This is a genomic window from Dasania marina DSM 21967 (genome assembly GCF_000373485.1).
GTDB classification, from domain to species: domain Bacteria; phylum Pseudomonadota; class Gammaproteobacteria; order Pseudomonadales; family Dasaniaceae; genus Dasania; species Dasania marina.
On sequence record NZ_KB891585.1, the window covers coordinates 373,998 to 391,244 of the forward strand.

General features: G+C 47.5%; 17 protein-coding genes. 6 read left to right on the forward strand and 11 right to left on the reverse strand.

The window, feature by feature from the left end:
- Positions 1-283: 283 nt before the first annotated feature.
- Positions 284-1,939, forward strand: a complete 1,656-nt coding sequence (locus tag B067_RS0111220; RefSeq protein WP_026244587.1) for an electron transfer flavoprotein-ubiquinone oxidoreductase — start codon at positions 284-286, stop codon at positions 1,937-1,939.
- Between the two features lie 73 nt (positions 1,940-2,012).
- Here the strand turns inward: B067_RS0111220 and B067_RS0111225 are convergent, their stop codons facing one another.
- From B067_RS0111225 to B067_RS0111245, 5 genes are all read right to left on the reverse strand, one after another.
- Complete coding sequence (locus B067_RS0111225) at positions 2,013-2,264, reverse strand: hypothetical protein (protein ID WP_019530185.1); 252 nt, start codon at positions 2,262-2,264, stop codon at positions 2,013-2,015.
- A gap of 56 nt (positions 2,265-2,320) precedes the next feature.
- Entirely contained in the window at positions 2,321-2,818 is a 498-nt protein-coding gene (locus B067_RS0111230; protein ID WP_019530186.1) for a DUF6586 family protein, read from the reverse strand.
- A 5-nt stretch (positions 2,819-2,823) separates the two neighbouring features.
- Positions 2,824-5,478 carry a type I DNA topoisomerase gene (topA, locus tag B067_RS20310; protein WP_019530187.1) on the reverse strand — a complete coding sequence of 885 codons (2,655 nt, stop codon included), beginning with the start codon at positions 5,476-5,478 and terminating at the stop codon, positions 2,824-2,826.
- Positions 5,479-5,640: 162 nt separating this feature from the next.
- Complete coding sequence (locus B067_RS0111240) at positions 5,641-5,880, reverse strand: DUF1653 domain-containing protein (protein WP_019530188.1); 240 nt, start codon at positions 5,878-5,880, stop codon at positions 5,641-5,643.
- Positions 5,877-6,419 (reverse strand): hypothetical protein, encoded by a 543-nt coding sequence (locus B067_RS0111245; protein WP_019530189.1) that lies wholly within the window; start codon positions 6,417-6,419, stop codon positions 5,877-5,879. The genes B067_RS0111240 and B067_RS0111245 overlap by 4 nt, the downstream gene beginning before the upstream one ends.
- Positions 6,420-6,527: 108 nt before the next feature.
- Between B067_RS0111245 and B067_RS0111250 the strand changes: the two genes are divergently transcribed.
- Positions 6,528-6,968: a universal stress protein gene (locus tag B067_RS0111250; RefSeq protein WP_019530190.1), complete on the forward strand. Its 441-nt coding sequence runs from the start codon at positions 6,528-6,530 to the stop codon at positions 6,966-6,968.
- Here B067_RS0111250 and B067_RS0111255 read toward each other — a convergent pair.
- Both B067_RS0111255 and B067_RS0111260 read right to left on the reverse strand, forming a co-directional pair.
- The gene (locus B067_RS0111255) at positions 6,965-8,857 is read right to left on the reverse strand and encodes an ATP-binding cassette domain-containing protein (RefSeq protein WP_019530191.1); all 1,893 of its coding nucleotides are present in this window, start codon (positions 8,855-8,857) and stop codon (positions 6,965-6,967) included. The two genes, B067_RS0111250 and B067_RS0111255, sit on opposite strands and share 4 nt — an antisense overlap.
- 203 nt (positions 8,858-9,060) lie before the next feature.
- Positions 9,061-10,002, reverse strand: coding sequence for a chemotaxis protein (locus tag B067_RS0111260; protein ID WP_019530192.1), 942 nt, complete (start codon positions 10,000-10,002; stop codon positions 9,061-9,063).
- A 190-nt stretch (positions 10,003-10,192) separates the two neighbouring features.
- On the opposite strand from B067_RS0111260, the gene B067_RS0111265 reads away from it, so the two are divergent.
- The gene (locus tag B067_RS0111265) at positions 10,193-11,014 is read left to right on the forward strand and encodes a TatD family hydrolase (RefSeq protein WP_019530193.1); all 822 of its coding nucleotides are present in this window, start codon (positions 10,193-10,195) and stop codon (positions 11,012-11,014) included.
- Here the strand turns inward: B067_RS0111265 and B067_RS0111270 are convergent.
- On the reverse strand, positions 11,011-11,262 hold the full coding sequence (locus tag B067_RS0111270; RefSeq protein WP_019530194.1) for a glutaredoxin family protein: 252 nt from the start codon (positions 11,260-11,262) through the stop codon (positions 11,011-11,013). The two genes, B067_RS0111265 and B067_RS0111270, sit on opposite strands and share 4 nt — an antisense overlap.
- Positions 11,263-11,270: 8 nt before the next feature.
- Entirely contained in the window at positions 11,271-11,828 is a 558-nt protein-coding gene (locus tag B067_RS0111275; RefSeq protein ID WP_019530195.1) for a DUF416 family protein, read from the reverse strand.
- Positions 11,829-11,966: 138 nt separating this feature from the next.
- Between B067_RS0111275 and B067_RS0111280 the strand changes: the two genes are divergently transcribed.
- Genes B067_RS0111280 through B067_RS0111290 form a run of 3 tightly spaced genes read left to right on the forward strand, consistent with a single transcriptional unit; the run spans position 11,967 to position 15,104 of the window.
- On the forward strand, positions 11,967-13,607 hold the full coding sequence (locus tag B067_RS0111280) for a tetratricopeptide repeat-containing response regulator (protein WP_035801985.1): 1,641 nt from the start codon (positions 11,967-11,969) through the stop codon (positions 13,605-13,607).
- Positions 13,608-13,622: 15 nt separating this feature from the next.
- Positions 13,623-14,300, forward strand: a complete 678-nt coding sequence (locus B067_RS0111285; RefSeq protein WP_026244588.1) for a sensor histidine kinase — start codon at positions 13,623-13,625, stop codon at positions 14,298-14,300.
- 21 nt (positions 14,301-14,321) lie between these two features.
- The gene (locus B067_RS0111290) at positions 14,322-15,104 is read left to right on the forward strand and encodes a TrmH family RNA methyltransferase (RefSeq protein WP_019530198.1); all 783 of its coding nucleotides are present in this window, start codon (positions 14,322-14,324) and stop codon (positions 15,102-15,104) included.
- 2 nt (positions 15,105-15,106) lie between these two features.
- Here B067_RS0111290 and B067_RS0111295 read toward each other — a convergent pair whose 3' ends face one another.
- The gene (locus B067_RS0111295; RefSeq protein ID WP_019530199.1) at positions 15,107-16,282 is read right to left on the reverse strand and encodes a vWA domain-containing protein; all 1,176 of its coding nucleotides are present in this window, start codon (positions 16,280-16,282) and stop codon (positions 15,107-15,109) included.
- Positions 16,282-17,127 (reverse strand): AAA family ATPase, encoded by an 846-nt coding sequence (locus B067_RS0111300; RefSeq protein ID WP_019530200.1) that lies wholly within the window; start codon positions 17,125-17,127, stop codon positions 16,282-16,284. The genes B067_RS0111295 and B067_RS0111300 overlap by 1 nt, the downstream gene beginning before the upstream one ends.
- Between the last annotated feature and the right edge of the window lie 120 nt (positions 17,128-17,247).

The window sequence follows — 17,247 nt, forward strand, 5'->3', positions numbered from 1 at the left end:
TTATGGATTTTTTGACTATAGCAAGCATAGATCACATGCTGCCATACCTCTAACAAGGGGGCCGCCATAGTGACTATTATTGAATAATCGGTCAATAGGCTAATCTGCCCACCCCTATTAACATTTATACCCATTCTGCTGTTCACAGTAAAACATAGGCAAATCAAAGGGTTTAAACATTGCGGTTTCATTTTCACCCACTATATAATCGAGCGCTATTAACTCGCTGGTAGCACTTTAGCGACCCCCCATGTACAAGATGTGCAAGCAAGAGGACTATTTCGTGGAAAGAGAATCAATGGAGTTCGACGTTGTTATCGTCGGTGCAGGCCCTGCAGGCTTATCGGCCGCTTGCCGTATCAGGCAGCTCAGCCTAGAGAGCGGCAACGACGTTAGCGTCTGCGTAGTCGAAAAAGGCTCTGAGGTGGGCGCCCATATACTCTCTGGTGCAGTGTTTGAACCCACGGCCCTCAATGAGTTGTTTCCAGACTGGAGCGACAAAGGCGCACCGTTACACACCAAAGTCAGCCACGACGACATCTGCTATATGACCAGTGCCGACAAAGGCATAAACGTGCCGGGCTGGGCTGTACCCAAAACCATGCACAATGAAGGCAATTATATTATCAGCCTAGGCAACCTATGCCGCTGGCTGGCTGAACAGGCTGAAGAACTAGGGGCCGAAATCTACCCCGGTTTTGCCGCCGCCGAAATTCTCTACCATGAAGATGGTCGCGTCAAAGGCATAGCCACTGGCGATATGGGTGTCGCCGAAGATGGCAGCCACAAAGACAGCTATGCCGAAGGCATGGAGCTACACGCCAAGTACACCCTATTCTCTGAAGGTTGCCGCGGTCATTTAGGCAAGCAGTTGATAGAGCAATTCCAACTTGATGCCGGTAAAGACCCTCAACACTACGGCCTGGGCATTAAGGAAATCTGGAAGATTGCTGACGACAAACACCAGCAAGGCAAAGTGTTTCACTCTACTGGCTGGCCTTTAAGTGAAAGCGGCAGCTTTGGTGGCGGCTTCCTCTATCACGTAGAAGACAACCAAGTCTCGCTGGGCCTTATCACCGATCTAGGTTATAGCAACCCACACCTCAGCCCCTATGAAGAGTTTCAGCGCTTTAAGCAGCACCCTGCGGTTAAGAGCGTATTGGAAGGCGGTGAGCGCCTATCCTACGGTGCCAGAGCGATAGCCAAGGGCGGCCTGCAATCGCTACCCAAAATGACCTTCCCCGGCGGCTTACTCATAGGCTGTGATGCGGGCACCTTAAACTTTGCCAAAATTAAAGGCAGCCACACCGCCATGAAATCGGGCATGATCGCCGCCGAAACGGTACATGCGGCTATCAGCCAAGAGCAAAAAGAGGGGCAGGAACTAACTGAGTACACCACCGCCTTTGAAAGCTCATGGCTGTATAAAGAGCTCAAAGCACAGCGTAACTTTGGCCCAGCGCAACACAAATGGGGCAATCTATTCGGCTCGGCCTATGCCTTTATCGATATCAATATCTTTAACGGTAACCTACCCTGGACCTTGCAAGACAGCAAACCTGATCACGCGCAAATGCTACCTGCAGCCGAGTGCAAAAAAATACCTTACACCAAGCCCGACGGCGTGATTAGTTTTGACCGCCCAAGTTCGGTATTTTTATCCAACACCAACCACGAAGAAGATCAACCCTGCCACCTCACCCTAAAAGATGCCAGCATCCCTATTAGCCACAATTTACCGCTATACGATGAACCGGCGCAGCGCTACTGCCCAGCGGGTGTGTATGAAGTGGTGACTACAGATAATGGCGAACCGCGTTTTCAGATTAACGGCCAAAACTGCGTGCACTGTAAAACCTGTGATATTAAAGACCCAACGCAAAATATCGTATGGGTAACCCCCGAAGGACTAGGCGGCCCCAATTACCCTAACATGTAGCCTCAGGCTATAACGCAAACAAAAAACCCCAGCTAGGCTGGGGTTTTTTATGCTCGCAAATTACATATTACACTTAGTGCAGCGTGTGCTCGGCACTATCAATAATTTCGGCCTTGGCCACACCGCGATCGTCAGCGATGGCTGACGCTACTTCTATGCCGGCCTGTATCATGGCCTTGGCGACATCGATAGTACCATCGTCTATAAACGCTTTGGCTTCATCGGAAAAACGGATAGTCACTAAAGCATCATCATCATGATCTGGATGCTTTAATACAATGTCGCCATTGGCTAATTCAATAATTTCTAATACGGATGAGGGCACGATAATAAACCTAACACTGTGAATCTGCCGACTATGGTAACAGCCAGCACTACAGACTACCACTCCTGCGTAAAACTGCGCTGGCTTTCTATTAACTGACTTAAAGCCTCATGGCTCGCCTGCAAGGCCTCTAAATCCAGCATGCTGGGCATCAAGGCGGTTAGCCTTATCTGGTCAGGGGATGAGGCTTGCGGTGTTGTAGCTGCGGTTATAGCGCCTGTAGGCGCTAACAGCCGTGACAGCCAACTGGCTTCATTCGCCTCTAATTCACAGAGCTGGGTCATTTCAGCCGCAATGATATTTTGCGCGGCCATAAGCGGCGCTAACTGCCGAGCACTAGTAACGCCCGCAGCTACAACATTATAAGCCTGAGCCAGTTCTAATAAATACGCTTGATAAGCGCGCTGTAAGTGCGCCAGCCCCGCCTCCCCCGCCCAGCACCGTATGACATTTACAGGCAACTCGGCGGCGGCAAGCCTTTGTTGATAGAACTCTAACTGCAGGCGACAACAATACAGGCGTAAATTAACCTCATCGCGCAGTGTGTTAGCCATAACGCTTACTTCTTTTTAGCCGCAGCTTTGCGTTTGACCGGTGGCTCTTCTACCTGCCACTTGCCTTTGCTGTAAAAGGCTTTCCAACCGGTGGCCTTACCCTCTACCTCAGACTGTACATATTGCTCTTTAGTTTTACGGCTAAAGCGCACCACCGTTTTGATACCGTTATTGTCTTCGGTAGGCGCTTTCATGATATGCGCATACTTAATATCGATCTCGTCTTTGTGGGGTACTAACTCCTCCACTAAAGGCGCGCGGGTTTCACGGTTTTTAGGGAAGTTGCTGGCCGCCAAAAACAAGCCTGAGGCACCATCGCGTAAAATATAGTGATCATCTACTTTTACGCACTGTAATTCGGGCATGGGCACAGGGTCCATTTTCGGTGGCGCGGCCTCACCACTGCGCAATAATTTACGGGTATTTTTGCAGTCTTCACTGGTGCAGCCAAAGTATTTACCAAAGCGGCCGGTTTTTAATTGCATCTCTGCAGAACATTTATCGCATTCAAGAACCGGGCCTTCGTAGCCTTTAATTTTGAAAGCGCCTGTTTCTATTTCATAACCTACGCAATCTGGGTTATTACCACAAACATGTAGCTTGCGACCTTCATCTATAAGGTAACTGTCCATAGCGGTATTACAAATAGAGCAACGACGCTTGTTAATTAATAACCGTGATTCCGCTTCGTCATCAGTATCGTCGGCGCTAACCACTTCATCGCCAGACACTAAATTAATGGTGCTTTTACAGCGCTCTTTCGGTGGCAAACCATAGCCCGAGCAACCTAAAAACACACCGGTACTAGCCGTGCGTATCTGCATATGGCGGCCACATTTGGGGCACTCTATATTGGTTTCGGTAGGCGCGTTTTCACGCATGCCACCTTCGGGGCTGCTGGCCAGCTCTAACTTGGCTTTAAAGCCGGTATAGAAATTGTTTAACAGGGCTATCCAATCACTTTCACCGGCAGCCACTTTATCTAAGGAGGCTTCCATAGTAGCGGTGAAGTTGTAATCTAATAGGTCATCAAAACTTTCGACTAAGCGCTCGGTAACCACATCGCCCATTTTCTCAGCATAAAAGCGCCTATTTTCTACCCGCACATAACCGCGATCTTGTATGGTTGAAATGATCGCGGCATAGGTAGACGGTCGGCCTATGCCACGCTTTTCTAACTCTTTCACTAAGCTGGCTTCGCCGTACCTAGCGGTGGGCTTGGTGAAGTGCTGACTGGGGTCTATTTTTTTAACATCGAGTACATCATCAACCTTAACGTCAGGAATGATAACGTCTTCATCTTTTTTAGACGATGATGGCTGCGCTAATAAGAAACCGTCAAAGCGCAAAATTCTACCACGTGTACGCAGCTCAAACTCACCGGCTTTAACGGTAATACTAGTGCTAGTAAATTCAGCAACTGTCATTTGACAGGCCACGAACTGGCGCCAAATTAATTCATATAAACGCTCGGCATCGCGCTCCATATTTTTGAGATTTTTAGTTTCCACACTAACATCTGAGGGGCGTATAGCCTCATGCGCCTCTTGTGCGCCCTCTTTGCTGCTGTAGGAAATAGCTGCTTCAGGCAGATAGCGCTTGCCATAACGCTCATCGATATAGTCTCTACAATTGGCCACCGCATCAGCACTTAAGTTGGTAGAGTCGGTACGCATATAAGTGATGTAACCCGCCTCGTATAAACGCTGCGCCATCATCATGGTTTTTTTAACGCCAAAACCTAAGCGCGTGCTAGCCGCCTGTTGCAAGGTAGAGGTAATGTACGGCGCACCTGGTTTGGACGTGGTGGGCTTATCATTGCGTTGGGCAACCACAAATTCCTGTTGTTTAAGTGTCGTTAAGGCGGCATCGGTTTGCTGCTCACTATTGGGGCGAAAATTAGTGTCACCCTGCTTCTTAAGCTCTAAGCGTAACTCGCCGGCCTTGGCCTCGGCATCGACAAATACCTGCCAATATTCTTCCGGTACAAAAGCGCGTATTTCTTGCTCGCGCTCTACCACTAAACGGGTGGCGACTGATTGCACACGACCTGCCGATAACCCCCTGGCCACTTTTGACCATAACAGCGGCGACACCATATAACCCACCACGCGATCTAAAAAGCGCCTAGCTTGCTGGGCATTAACCCGGCTGATATCTAAAGTGCCCGGTTTTTTAAAGGCTTCCTGTATCGCTTTTTTGGTAATTTCGTTAAACACTACGCGGCTATAACGGCTGTCATCGCCACCTATCGCTTCGCGTAAATGCCAAGCTATGGCTTCTCCCTCGCGATCCAAATCCGTTGCCAGATAGATGTGGTCGGCATCTTTAGCCAATTGTTTTAATTCGTTAACTACCTTTTCTTTACCCGGCAAAATTTCGTAATGGGCTTCCCAGTTTTTATCGGGGTTAATACCCATACGTTTAATTAGCTGTTCGGTGGTTTTCTTCTTTTTATAGGTTTCTTTCGCCTTGGGCGTCATTTTGCGGGTTTTAGCCGCTTGCTTGGCGCGCTCTTTAGGGTCAGATTTACTGCTGCCCGCAGTCGGTAAATCCCGTATATGGCCGACACTGGACTTAACGATAAAGTCTGTACCTAGGTACTTATTAATCGTTTTTGCTTTCGCCGGCGACTCAACTATTACTAATGACTTTGCCATACTGTCCTTCTGTAGGGGGGATTACGGGAATGTTTAATTGCGACATATATAAGTGCTGGAAGCACGAGGGTCAAGAAGAAGATTTTATTTTTTAGATAATCCTTGGTCGTTTTTAGCGATTAACGACCTACAGCCGCGCAAAAAACAAACAATTTTTTACGGTTATAAATCAGCCTCTGCTGTGGTACTAGCAGCTAGCCAAGCAAAGCGCGGCAGGCTCTTACCCGCTATGGTTACGGTTTCCGTAAACATCGTTAAAGGCCTTACCCATAAAGCTTTTTCACCGTATAGCGGCCTGTACACCACTAGGCTTTCCCCAGTTTCGGAATGGGTGGCCACTTCATACACTTGATAGTATTTGCCCTTGTAATGTCTATAGATACCGGCCTGTAGTGTACTCACGAGATTAGCTCTCCTTGTTTTAGCTGCTCACGCAGCGCTGCTAATGCCGATTTAATTTGATCAACAGCAGCGTTACCGCCGCGCTCCTGCCAATAGCAAGCTACACCCGCGGCGCTATATTCTATGGCTACCGCACTAGCCGGGCAATGCTGTAATGCCGCAGTAAACTCAGCCTCCACCGCCGCTAGACTATCACCTTGCCACTCATAGACATCAGCCTGCGGCGAGGTTACCGCCGGCTCAGGCTGCGGACTAAATTGATCACTCACGAACTCTGCTCTACTTAGGCAATAGACTTGCGTCATCGTAATCGGACGCTTGTTAGCCAGCGGCAAACGATAAATTACACCTTGCTTAGCGGGCGCTTTACGTACACGCTGGCGGTGACTTTGCGGTAGATCACAAACCTTAATTTGCAGCCCCTGCGCCAAGGCATACTGCCTAAGCGCTACTTGTTGCCGCTGCCTAGTGCTGGGCATCATCCACATAATCGGACCCAACACTATCGCAACTATGATGGCTATAATGAAATAATTCATAAGCTAAACGCCATGAGTGCAACCTTTTTATTGATCTGTATCACTAGACTTAGCTCCAATTTTATACCTTAATTACTAACATCAATGCTTACATAAGAAGGATCCGCAATGAGTGATTATAAAAATATACTGTTAGCCCTCGATCTCACCGAAGACGCCGAGCAAGTAATAACCAGAGCCCTCAGTATTAGTCAGGGCGAGGGTAGCACGCTGCATATGATACATGTGGTTGAGCCTATTAGCTTTGCTTACGGAGGGGATATCCCCATGGACTTTTCCACTATACAAGACGACATACAACAACAGGCCAAGCAACAGCTAAGTGCACTGGGCCTGCGTCACAACATACCCGCTGAACAGCAACACATCGTACTAGGTAGGCCCGAAACCGAAATTCACAATGTTGCCGAAGAGCTTAATGCCGATGTTATTGTCATAGGCAGCCACGGCCGCCACGGCTTGGCCCTGCTGCTGGGCTCTACCGCCAATAGCGTATTGCACGGGGCAAAATGCGATGTCTTGGCGGTGCGCGTAGGCACTACCAATTAATCGGCTAACGCCTCCCAACGCTCATAGGCCTGCTGCAAACGCTGGTCTATGGCCGCAAGCTGCTGCAACTTAGTATTGACCACCGCCTGCTCCTGCTGATAAAAATCAGGCGCTACGGTTACCACTTGCAAGGCTTGCTGCTGCGCTTCCAAGTCTTCTATCAAGCTAGGTAATTCATCTAATTCGCGCTGCAACTTATAGCTTAGCTTTGTTGGCTTACTCGTTACTGCTGCTTTTTGTGTAACGGACTGCTTTTCTTGTTGCTTTTGCAGCTGCGCCCGTTTTTCACGTATAGCCGCAAAACCGCCCGTTTGGCGTATCCAGTCTTCATAGCCGCCCACGTAATCATTGACCACACCGTCGCCTTCAAATACTAAGGTGCTGCTGACTACGTTATCCATAAACTCTCTGTCGTGGCTAACTAATAAGATAGTGCCGCCAAAGTCTATAAAGATGGACTCCAGTAGCTCTAAGGTTTCCACATCCAGGTCATTGGTAGGCTCATCCAACACTAAGATATTGGCAGGTTGGCTAAACAAACAGGCTAGTTGCACCCGGTTGCGCTCACCACCTGACAGTGCTTTTAACGGCGTACGAGCACGCTCTGGCGAAAACAGAAAGTCGCTGAGGTAGCTCATAATATGGCGGTCCTTGCCATTAATAGTAATGCTGTCCCGGCCCTGCCCCACGGTATCGACAATGGTTTTATTGTCGTCTAAGCGGTCGCGCATTTGGTCGAAATACACCACATCCTGTTTGGTACCCAGCTGCACCTTACCGCTAGTGGCTTGTAATTCACCTAGGATAATTCTTAATAAGGTGGTTTTACCTACGCCATTAGGGCCGATTAAGCCTATCTTGTCACCGCGCATAACGCGGGTAGTCACGTGCTGAAACAGAGGTTTATCGCCATAACCAAAGCTAATATCGGTTAGCTCCGCTACCAGCTTGCCCGACAGGCTGGATTGCTCTACCTGAATATTGGCTGAGCCTACTTGCTCGCGGCGCTCGGAACGCTCGTTACGCAATTTTTTAAGCGCTCGCACGCGGCCTTCGTTACGGGTACGGCGAGCTTTAATGCCCTGTCGAATCCACACTTCTTCTTGTGCTAGGCGTTTATCAAACAGGGCGTTTTGTTGATCTTCCACCTCTAGCTGATGCTCTTTTTCAACCAAATAATTATCATAATCGGAGGGGAATAATTGCAAGTTGCCCCTATCCAGCTCTACCACCTTGGTGGCTAGGCGTCTAACTAGAGATCTATCATGGGTGATAAACAGTATGGCGCCATTAAACTCTAATAAATGTCTCTCCAGCCACTCTATGGTTTCTATATCCAAGTGGTTGGTGGGCTCATCCAGCAGTAGTATATCCGGGCTGGTAACCAGCGCCTGAGCCAGCGCCACGCGGCGGCGCCAACCGCCCGACAAAGCATCCATACGCTGCTCACGGGGCAGCCCTAAACGGGTAATCACCTCGTCTACTTTTTGCTGTAGTGACCAACCATCCACCGCTTCCAGCTTGTGCTGTAGCCGTGATAGCTGCTCTAACGCTTTTTCATCCATAGCGGCACTGGCCAGTGCGTCATATTGCTCCAGCAGCGCTGCGGTCTCAGCTAAGCCTTCGCTGACAAACTCCAGCACGGTACGATGATCTGCCGGCGGCAACTCTTGCTCCAACCTGGCCACCTTAATGCCGGGGCGAAACCAAATAGAACCAGCATCGGGCTGTATCTGCTGGGCCACCAACTTCATTAGGCTGGATTTACCGGCACCATTGCGGCCTATTAAACAAATCCTGTCGCCTTTGTATAACTGTAAACTAGCGTCTTCGAGTATGACATGGGGGCCAAAGGACAGGCCCAAGTTATCTATCCGTATTAACGGCATATACCACCTTAAAACGTGCGACCTAACGCACAACAACTGATCGTAAAACAAGATCTTGCTTGTATAACAATAAAAACGAGTCTTGAACGGGGGCGGGATTATACTACAGAGCAGAGCTGAAAATAGCAGCATATCTAGCTATCGCAGCTATTTTTCATTCGCAACAGCCATTAGGCCGTCGTAACAGGGCTGAGCGGCTCGCGTTATCGCAGCATGATAGTTTTTACCCGGGCCTGTACTTCTTCGGCCATTTTGTCGGGCTGGAATTTGGATAAGAAGCCATCACAGCCCACTTTCTTCACCATCGCATGGTTAAAACTACCACTCAAAGACGTGTGCAATACCACGAACAAATCCTTCAGCGCTGGATCTTTCCTGATCTCAGTGGTTAAGCTATAGCCATCCATCTCCGGCATCTCTGCATCGGTGATGACCATCAGTAATTTTTTACCCACATCTATGCCTTCATCACGCCATTGCTGCAAACGCCGTAAGGCTTTTAAACCATCCATCTCTACGATCACTTTCAGGCCCAGCTCGCGCAGTGTCGCCGAGGCCTGCTCTATAGCCATACGGGAGTCATCTACCAGCAATACCTCCATACCCTGAGAATATTCTAAGATATCCTGCTCTAATAACTCTTTAGAGACACGGGTATCAAAATGCACCACGGTGGCCAACACCTTCTCAACATCAATAATTTCAACGATTTTGCCATCGACGCGGGTAATAGCGGTTAAAAAGTTATCCCTACCTGAGGCAGCTGGCGGCGGCATAACCTCATCCCAGTTGAGGTTAACAATCCCATCCACCGAGCCCACCACAAAGGCCTGTAGTGAGCGATTATATTCAGTCACTATAATAACGGCGTCACCATCCAAAGGGATGGCACTGCGGCCCACCGCCAAACTTAGATCTATCACGGCTATGGTTTCACCCCTAACCGTCGTCACGCCTACTACTACGGGGTTGCTTTTCGGCAAGCAGGCGAAACGAGGGACTTTCTGTACTTCCTGTACTTCCTGCACTTTAAAAACATTAATGGCAAATAACTGCGAGCCTTTAAGCCTAAAGGTCAACAACTCCAACCGGTTTTTACCTACTAAGTTGGTACGAGAATCAACGTTTTTTAAAAGATCAGACATAAGGCTTACTGCTTTGAAAGAGGGGATGAATAAAGACCATACATAAGCGTTACTCGCAGTGTAATAGAATATCCCACTGATAGGAAAGTGATTCTCCCGCTACCCTCGTCGCACAAACAGCAAAATAGGATTACTTACAAAGAGTTACGACGATATACTAAGCCGCTTGCCGCAACCATGACACCATTCTATGAATACGCCCGCACCACACAGCGCCCACGCCAGCATCGATATAGGCGCCAACCTCAGCCACCCACGGTTTAGCAAGGATGTGGACCAGGTAATTTATCGGGCCCAGCAGGCCAATATCAGCCATATTATCGTCACCGGCACTTGCCTAGAGAGCTCCACCGCCGCCATAGCGCTGTGCCAACAATATCCAGATTACCTCTATTGCACCACCGGACTACATCCACACGATGCCAGCCAGTTTAATCACCAGAGCTATCAACAGCTTATACAACTGGCCAGCCACCCCAGCGTAGTGGCCATAGGCGAAACCGGGCTGGATTTTAATCGCAATTTTTCCAGCCCCGAACAGCAAATTCACGCCTTTGAGCAGCAAATAGCGCTGGCCATAGAACTGCAACTGCCGCTGTTTCTACACGAGCGCGATGCTCACCAAACACAATTAGATATGCTTAAGCACTATCGCCCGCAACTGGTTAACGCGGTAATACATTGTTTTACCGGTGACCAACAGCAGTGCTTTAATTACTTGGACTTGGATTTACATATAGGCATTACTGGCTGGATTTGTGATGACCAGCGCGGGCTTAGCCTGCGTGAGTGCGTTAAGGAGATACCTAAGCACAGGTTGATGTTAGAAACCGATGCGCCCTACCTGACCCCTAAAACCCAACCCAAGCCTAAGCTGGCCAGCAAGGGCCGCAACGAACCCTGTACACTGAGTTATGTGGCCGAGGCCGTAGCCCTTTACAGCCAGCGGCCACTGGCAGCGGTAGTCGAAGATTGCGCTCACACCAGCCGTTTATTTTTTGGCTTGAGCTAAGCGTCTGCGGCCATAAAAGCCTGCAGTATATCGGCATCAAAAGGCCAGTCTAATTCCAGCTGTAAATCGTCCCGGTACAACACCGGTATGCGCAGGACGTAAAGCGACATCAGTTCGGCTGATTCACTAATATCCGGCTCTTCAAGCGTGTAGCTACTAGCCGGCAAGCTATCGATCAGTAAGGCTTTGGCCTGCTCACATAAGTGACAACCTAATGTGCCGTAGAGCTGTAATACTATCTGCTGCATAAGCCGCCCTAAGTGGTCTCTATACCTATATTGCTAGTCGCGATACTGCCAGCAAACGCTTTTAATGCTTTGACGCCATCTTTTTGGCTAGCCGTAGTATCAGCCAAACGCTGTTGCAGCTCAGTAAAATACGCCTGAGCATCGGCCATTAAGGCGTGCTGTTCAGCATCGGCGTCGGGCTCAGCAAATTCCAGATAGGCCATAATCGTAGAGCAATACAGCGTTTCAAAAGCCTCGGTTTCTAAAGGCTGATTACCGGCACAGCCATCAAACAACATCGTTAACGCTACGCAGGCATCAGCCGCTGGCCTTACTCCAAAAAAGTCACAACTCTCGGTATCAGGCATGGCGGGCTCTAGCTTTTCTAGCAGCTTATTAAAGTCCACGGTTTGCTCATGGCCGGCACAACTGGCCCACAAGGTATCCAAACCATTTCTTAACAGCTTCGCGTCACCCTGCTCGGTAAGCTCAGAAAACAAACAATAATTAGGGTACATGCGCTCAATCAACGCTGTGCAATAGGCAATATCGCGCCAGTTACTGGCTAGTAAAGTCTCAAATTTCATCAAAGTTCACACTCTTAGCCACAGGCTAATAATAAATTACAGTAAAATGCTCAAACTAAACTATACTATCAGCTTAATTAAGTAACACATTGATCAATAACGATATTATTCATCTCAAAGTGAGACATATACAACAGCATGGTTTCCCCTCATCTCGCCCTAATAAGACTTTTTAAACAAAAGACCGCACTCATTATTGATGACTACCCGGATATGCGGGGGTCTATACGACGTATGCTGGTTAATTTTGGTGTCGAGAGTATAGACACCGCGTCCAATGGTGACGAAGCCATACTAAAATGTGAAGACAACCAGTACGACATTATACTTGCCGATTACAACTTAGGCGATGGCAAATCAGGCCAACAAATTTTGGAAGAGATGCGTTACAAAGGCACGCTTAAACAAACCAGCCTGTACATGATGATTACCGCAGAAACCACCAAGAGCATGGTATTTGGTGCCCTAGAATACCAACCCGACGATTACCTCACCAAGCCCTTTACCCAAAGTGTGTTGCAAAAACGGTTAGGCCGTATGGTGCTAGAAAAAGAAGCGCTGTACGAAATCAATAAAGCCATGGACATGCTGGATTTTGACCTAGCTATAGAATTATGCAAAACCCGTATCGCCCAGCACGATAAATATGAGAGCCGCTGCCACCGAATTATGGGCAGCTGCTTTTATAAAAAACACAAATATGGCCAAGCCAAAGAGCTGTATAAAAAAGTATTATCCGAACGCGATGTAGAATGGGCCAGTATAGGCTTAGGCAAAAGTTTAATGGCGCTAAATGAACTAGATGAAGCCGAAGAAATATTTAGCAAGCTCATCAACAGCGGCTGCCAATGCTTGGAAATTTATGACTGCATGGCCGACATCTATGTACGCAAAGGCGATGCCGAAGAAGCACAGAGACTGTTAGAAAAAGCCGCCGAAATATCCCCTAACGCCATACTCAGGCAGGAAAAAATTGCCGAGCTAGCTGAAACCAACCACGACTGGGCTCGCGCTGAAGCGGCTCATAAAAAAGTTATACGCCTAGGCAATAACTCTGTTTACGAAACACCAGAGCATCACTTTAAACTAGCTCGCTGCATCTCGGCCGAATTAAAACACAGCAACGACAAGCCCAAGCAACGCATTAAAGACGCGGAAGAAATACTACGCCGCGCCCGGCGCAAATACAAAAACCACGAGGACATAAATTTACAGTCCGACATTATTGAAGCGGGTATATACGCCGACGCAGGAGAAACCGAAAAAGCTAAAGAAAAGGTTAGCGCCAACCAGTCACGTATAGAAAAAATTGAGAGCCGCTCCGTACAGCTCAGCCTAGATATGGCCAAAACCTACAAAGCTATAGGTGATGACAAAAAGTCCATGGAACTATTAGTTGATCTTGCTAAAAAGCACGCTAATGATCCTGACATCTGTATGAAAATTGACGCCATGTCCGACGAACCCATTACCGAACACGGTAAACGTAAAGCGATAGAGCTCAACCAAACCGGTAAAAAACTATTTGCCGACAAAGAATTTAATAAAGCCATTCAGTTATTTAGCCAGGCACTGATGCACTACCCCAACAATGCTGGCCTAAACCTCAATCTTATGCTGGCCTTAGTTAAGAAAATGACCGTAGATGGCTGCAGCACTAGAGGTATAGCGCGGGGTCGAGAGGCGGCAGAAAAACTAGCGCATTTAGAAAGCGGCCATATGCTCTATGATCGTTTTCAAGCGGTAAATGCCCACTTAGAAAAAATGGCTCAAAAATAAACTAAGGACAGCGCATTGCCTAATAATAAAATCAACTTCCCCATGCTATTAGCATCCTCAGTGCACGATATCAAAAATTCATTGAGCATGTTACTCAACTCACTAGAAAGCATGATAGAAGTCAAAGATGCCGATGCTAAGTTACGCCATGAATTTAGCGTGCTACACGGCGAGGCCTCGCGTATTAACCACTCCTTAATCCATTTATTAGGCTTATACCGACTAGACAATAATCAGTTATCTATCAATAGTGAAGAAATCTACATGGAGGACTATTTAGAAGAGCAAATAGCCAGCCAGCAGCTATTACTAGACGTTAACAACATAGCTATAGAGCTGCATTGTGACAGTAATCTTAGCGCCTATTTTGATGAAAATTTAATCAGCGGGGTGATAGGAAATATACTGGTCAATTGCGCCAAATACACTAAAGATCACATCGCTATATATTGTGAAAAGGCTGATACAGGCATTATCATACACATCAAAGATAATGGCTCAGGATACCCGCAAAGCATTATTGAAAACCTGGCCAACCATGAGCGCAGCCTGGATTTCAATACCGGTAGCACCAACCTAGGCTTATTTTTTGCCGCTGAAATAGCCCAGCTACACCACTGCAAAGAAAAAACAGGTTATATCAGCCTATCAAACCACGACAACGGTGGCTGCTTTACTTTATCATTGCCCTAATCATGTAATAGGCAGGCGTTAATGACACAAGCAAGCGATCAACCTCAAGACTCAGAGCAATATAAAAAAAAGCAGCAGTTTTTTAAAAGCCTGCTCACCATCTATGGCCGCAAGCCTATTTTAGAAGCCCTGCAAAACCCGCAACTAGAATTCTTTAAATTACACCTAGCCGACTCCAATAAACCGCAAGGGATCATTGCCGAGATATTACAGCTGGCAGAGCAACGAGAAATTGAGGTGCAGTACCACGATAAAAAAGCCTTATCGCGCATCTCAAAAAACGCCAAACAAGATCAAGGCATAGCCGCTGATATCAAGCTTAAACAATACTTATCAGTAGAGCAGTTTTTAGCCAGTAACAACAAAGATGCCACCCTGATTGCACTGGATAGAATTACCAACCCACAGAACCTAGGCATGATCATACGCTCAGTCTGTGCTGGTTACGTGGATGGGCTGATACTGCCGCAGAAAGGCTGCGCCGCCCTCTCTCCCTTAGTGATCAAGGCTAGTACCGGCACCGTTTTTAAAACGCCGCTACTGTATAGCGAGAGCATAGAGCAGGCTTTGCAATTATTAAGTGATAATGGCGCTACCATCTGCACCCTTTCCTCCCACGCCAAAACCTCATTGTTTGACTACCAAGCAAAGGGCGTCACGGTGTATGTCTTAGGCAATGAAACAGATGGGGTAAGTCAGCAGGTAGCCCAGCTGTCTGATCATCAACTCACCATACCGATGAGTAACGATGTGGAGTCTTTGAATGTAGCCATTACAGCGGCATTAATTGCATTTAAAAAATAAGATTACGCTGACAAATAACGCATGGCGCGCTCTAAGCCATTAACCGTAAGTGGGTACATCTGGCCTTCTAGCAATTGCTGGCAATAGCCTATGGTTTGGGTATAGCGCCAGGATTTTTCCGCCACGGGATTGAGCCAAACCACCTTGCTATAGGCAGCGGTTAAGCGTTTAAAATAGGCTTCGCCGGCCTCCTCATTCCAGTGCTCTATGCTGCCGCCTGGGTAGCTAATTTCGTAGGGTGACATAGAGGCATCCCCCACCACTATCACTTTATAATCAGCGCCGTATTTATGCAGAATCTCATCCAACGTCGTGCGCTCATCGCGGCGGCGCTGGTTATCATCCCACAGGGATTCATAAATAAAATTATGGAAATAAAAATATTCCATGTGTTTAAATTCTGAGCGCGCTGCCGAAAACAGCTCTTCACAGTTTTTGATATAGGAATCCATAGAGCCGCCGACATCAAAAAACAACAACACCTTTACTGCATTATGCCGCTCCGGCACCATTTTAATATCCAATAAACCAGCATTGTTGGCGGTGCTGCGTATAGTGTCGTTTAAATCCAATTCCTCAGATGCGCCGGTGCGGGCAAACTGGCGTAAGCGTCGCAGGGCCACTTTTATATTTCTAGTACCCAGCTCTACATCATCATCTAAGTTTTTAAATTCGCGTTTTTCCCATACCTTAGCTGCACGCTTATTACGGCTTTCGCCGCCTATTCTGACCCCTTCGGGATTGTAGCCGCTGTGACCAAAGGGCGAGGTGCCGCCGGTGCCTATCCATTTACTGCCGCCTTGGTGGCGTTTTTTTTGCTCTTCCATGCGTTCTTTAAAGGTTTTTATCAGTTCCTCTAAGCCACCCAAAGATTGAATTTTCTCTTTATCTTCTTCACTCAGTGTTTTTTCAAACTCCTTGCGTAGCCATTCTTCGGGTATTAAGGCATCGATGATATTGTCTATATTTTCCAGCTGCTGAAAATACAGCGCAAAAGACCTATCAAAACGGTCGTAGTACTTCTCATCTTTTACCATTACCGCGCGGCTTAAATAATAAAACTCATCCATGTCAGCAAAAGCCAGATGGTTTTTTAACGCCAAGATAAGATCCAGCAACTCTTTAGTGCTAACCGGTACGCCTTGCGATTTTAATAGCTGGAAAAAATTAATCAGCATTAACGCTGTTCCCGGCGCTGCAAAAAGGCCAAGCGTTCTAGCATATGCACATCTTGCTCATTTTTTAATAACGCGCCATATAAAGGCGGGATGGCTTTGCTGCTATCGTGATTTTTTAAGATCTCGTCAGGCATATCGTCGGCCATGAGCAACTTCAACCAATCAATTAACTCAGAGGTGGAGGGCTTTTTTCGTAAGCCCGGTATATCTCTAACGTCAAAAAACATATCCATGGCTTCATTGACCAGCTCTAGCTGTATATTGGGAAAATGCACATCAACGATGCGCTTCATGGTTTCCCTATCGGGGAAACTGATAAAGTGGAAAAAGCAACGCCGTAAAAACGCATCGGGCAGCTCTTTTTCATTATTGCTGGTAATAATGATAATAGGCCGATGCTTGGCCTTAATCGTTTGGCCAGTTTCGTAAACAAAAAACTCCATTTTATCCAGCTCTACCAATAAATCATTGGGGAACTCTATGTCGGCCTTATCCACTTCATCGATTAGCAACACCACCTGCTGCTCGGATTCAAAGGCCTGCCACAGTTTGCCCTTGCGTATGTAGTTAGCGATATCATGTACACGCTCGTCACCCAATTGTGAGTCGCGCAAGCGCGATACCGCATCGTAGTCATACAAGCCCTGCTGGGCTTTGGTGGTGGATTTAATATGCCACTGGATTAACTCTAAGCCCAACGAGTTTGCCACTTGTTCGGCCAGTAAGGTTTTGCCCGTGCCCGGCTCACCTTTGATTAGCAGCGGGCGCTGTAAGATCACCGCGGCATTAACCGCTGTTTGCAAATCATCGGTAGCAATATAGGTGTTTGTGCCTTGAAATTTCATACAACGTTCCAACAGTTTATTAACGCCACCAGCCTAACCATTCTGCTTCGCACTGGCAACAATGTAGCCTACCAATATTGCTGTATACAACATATAAGCTATACAACAACGAAAAACGCC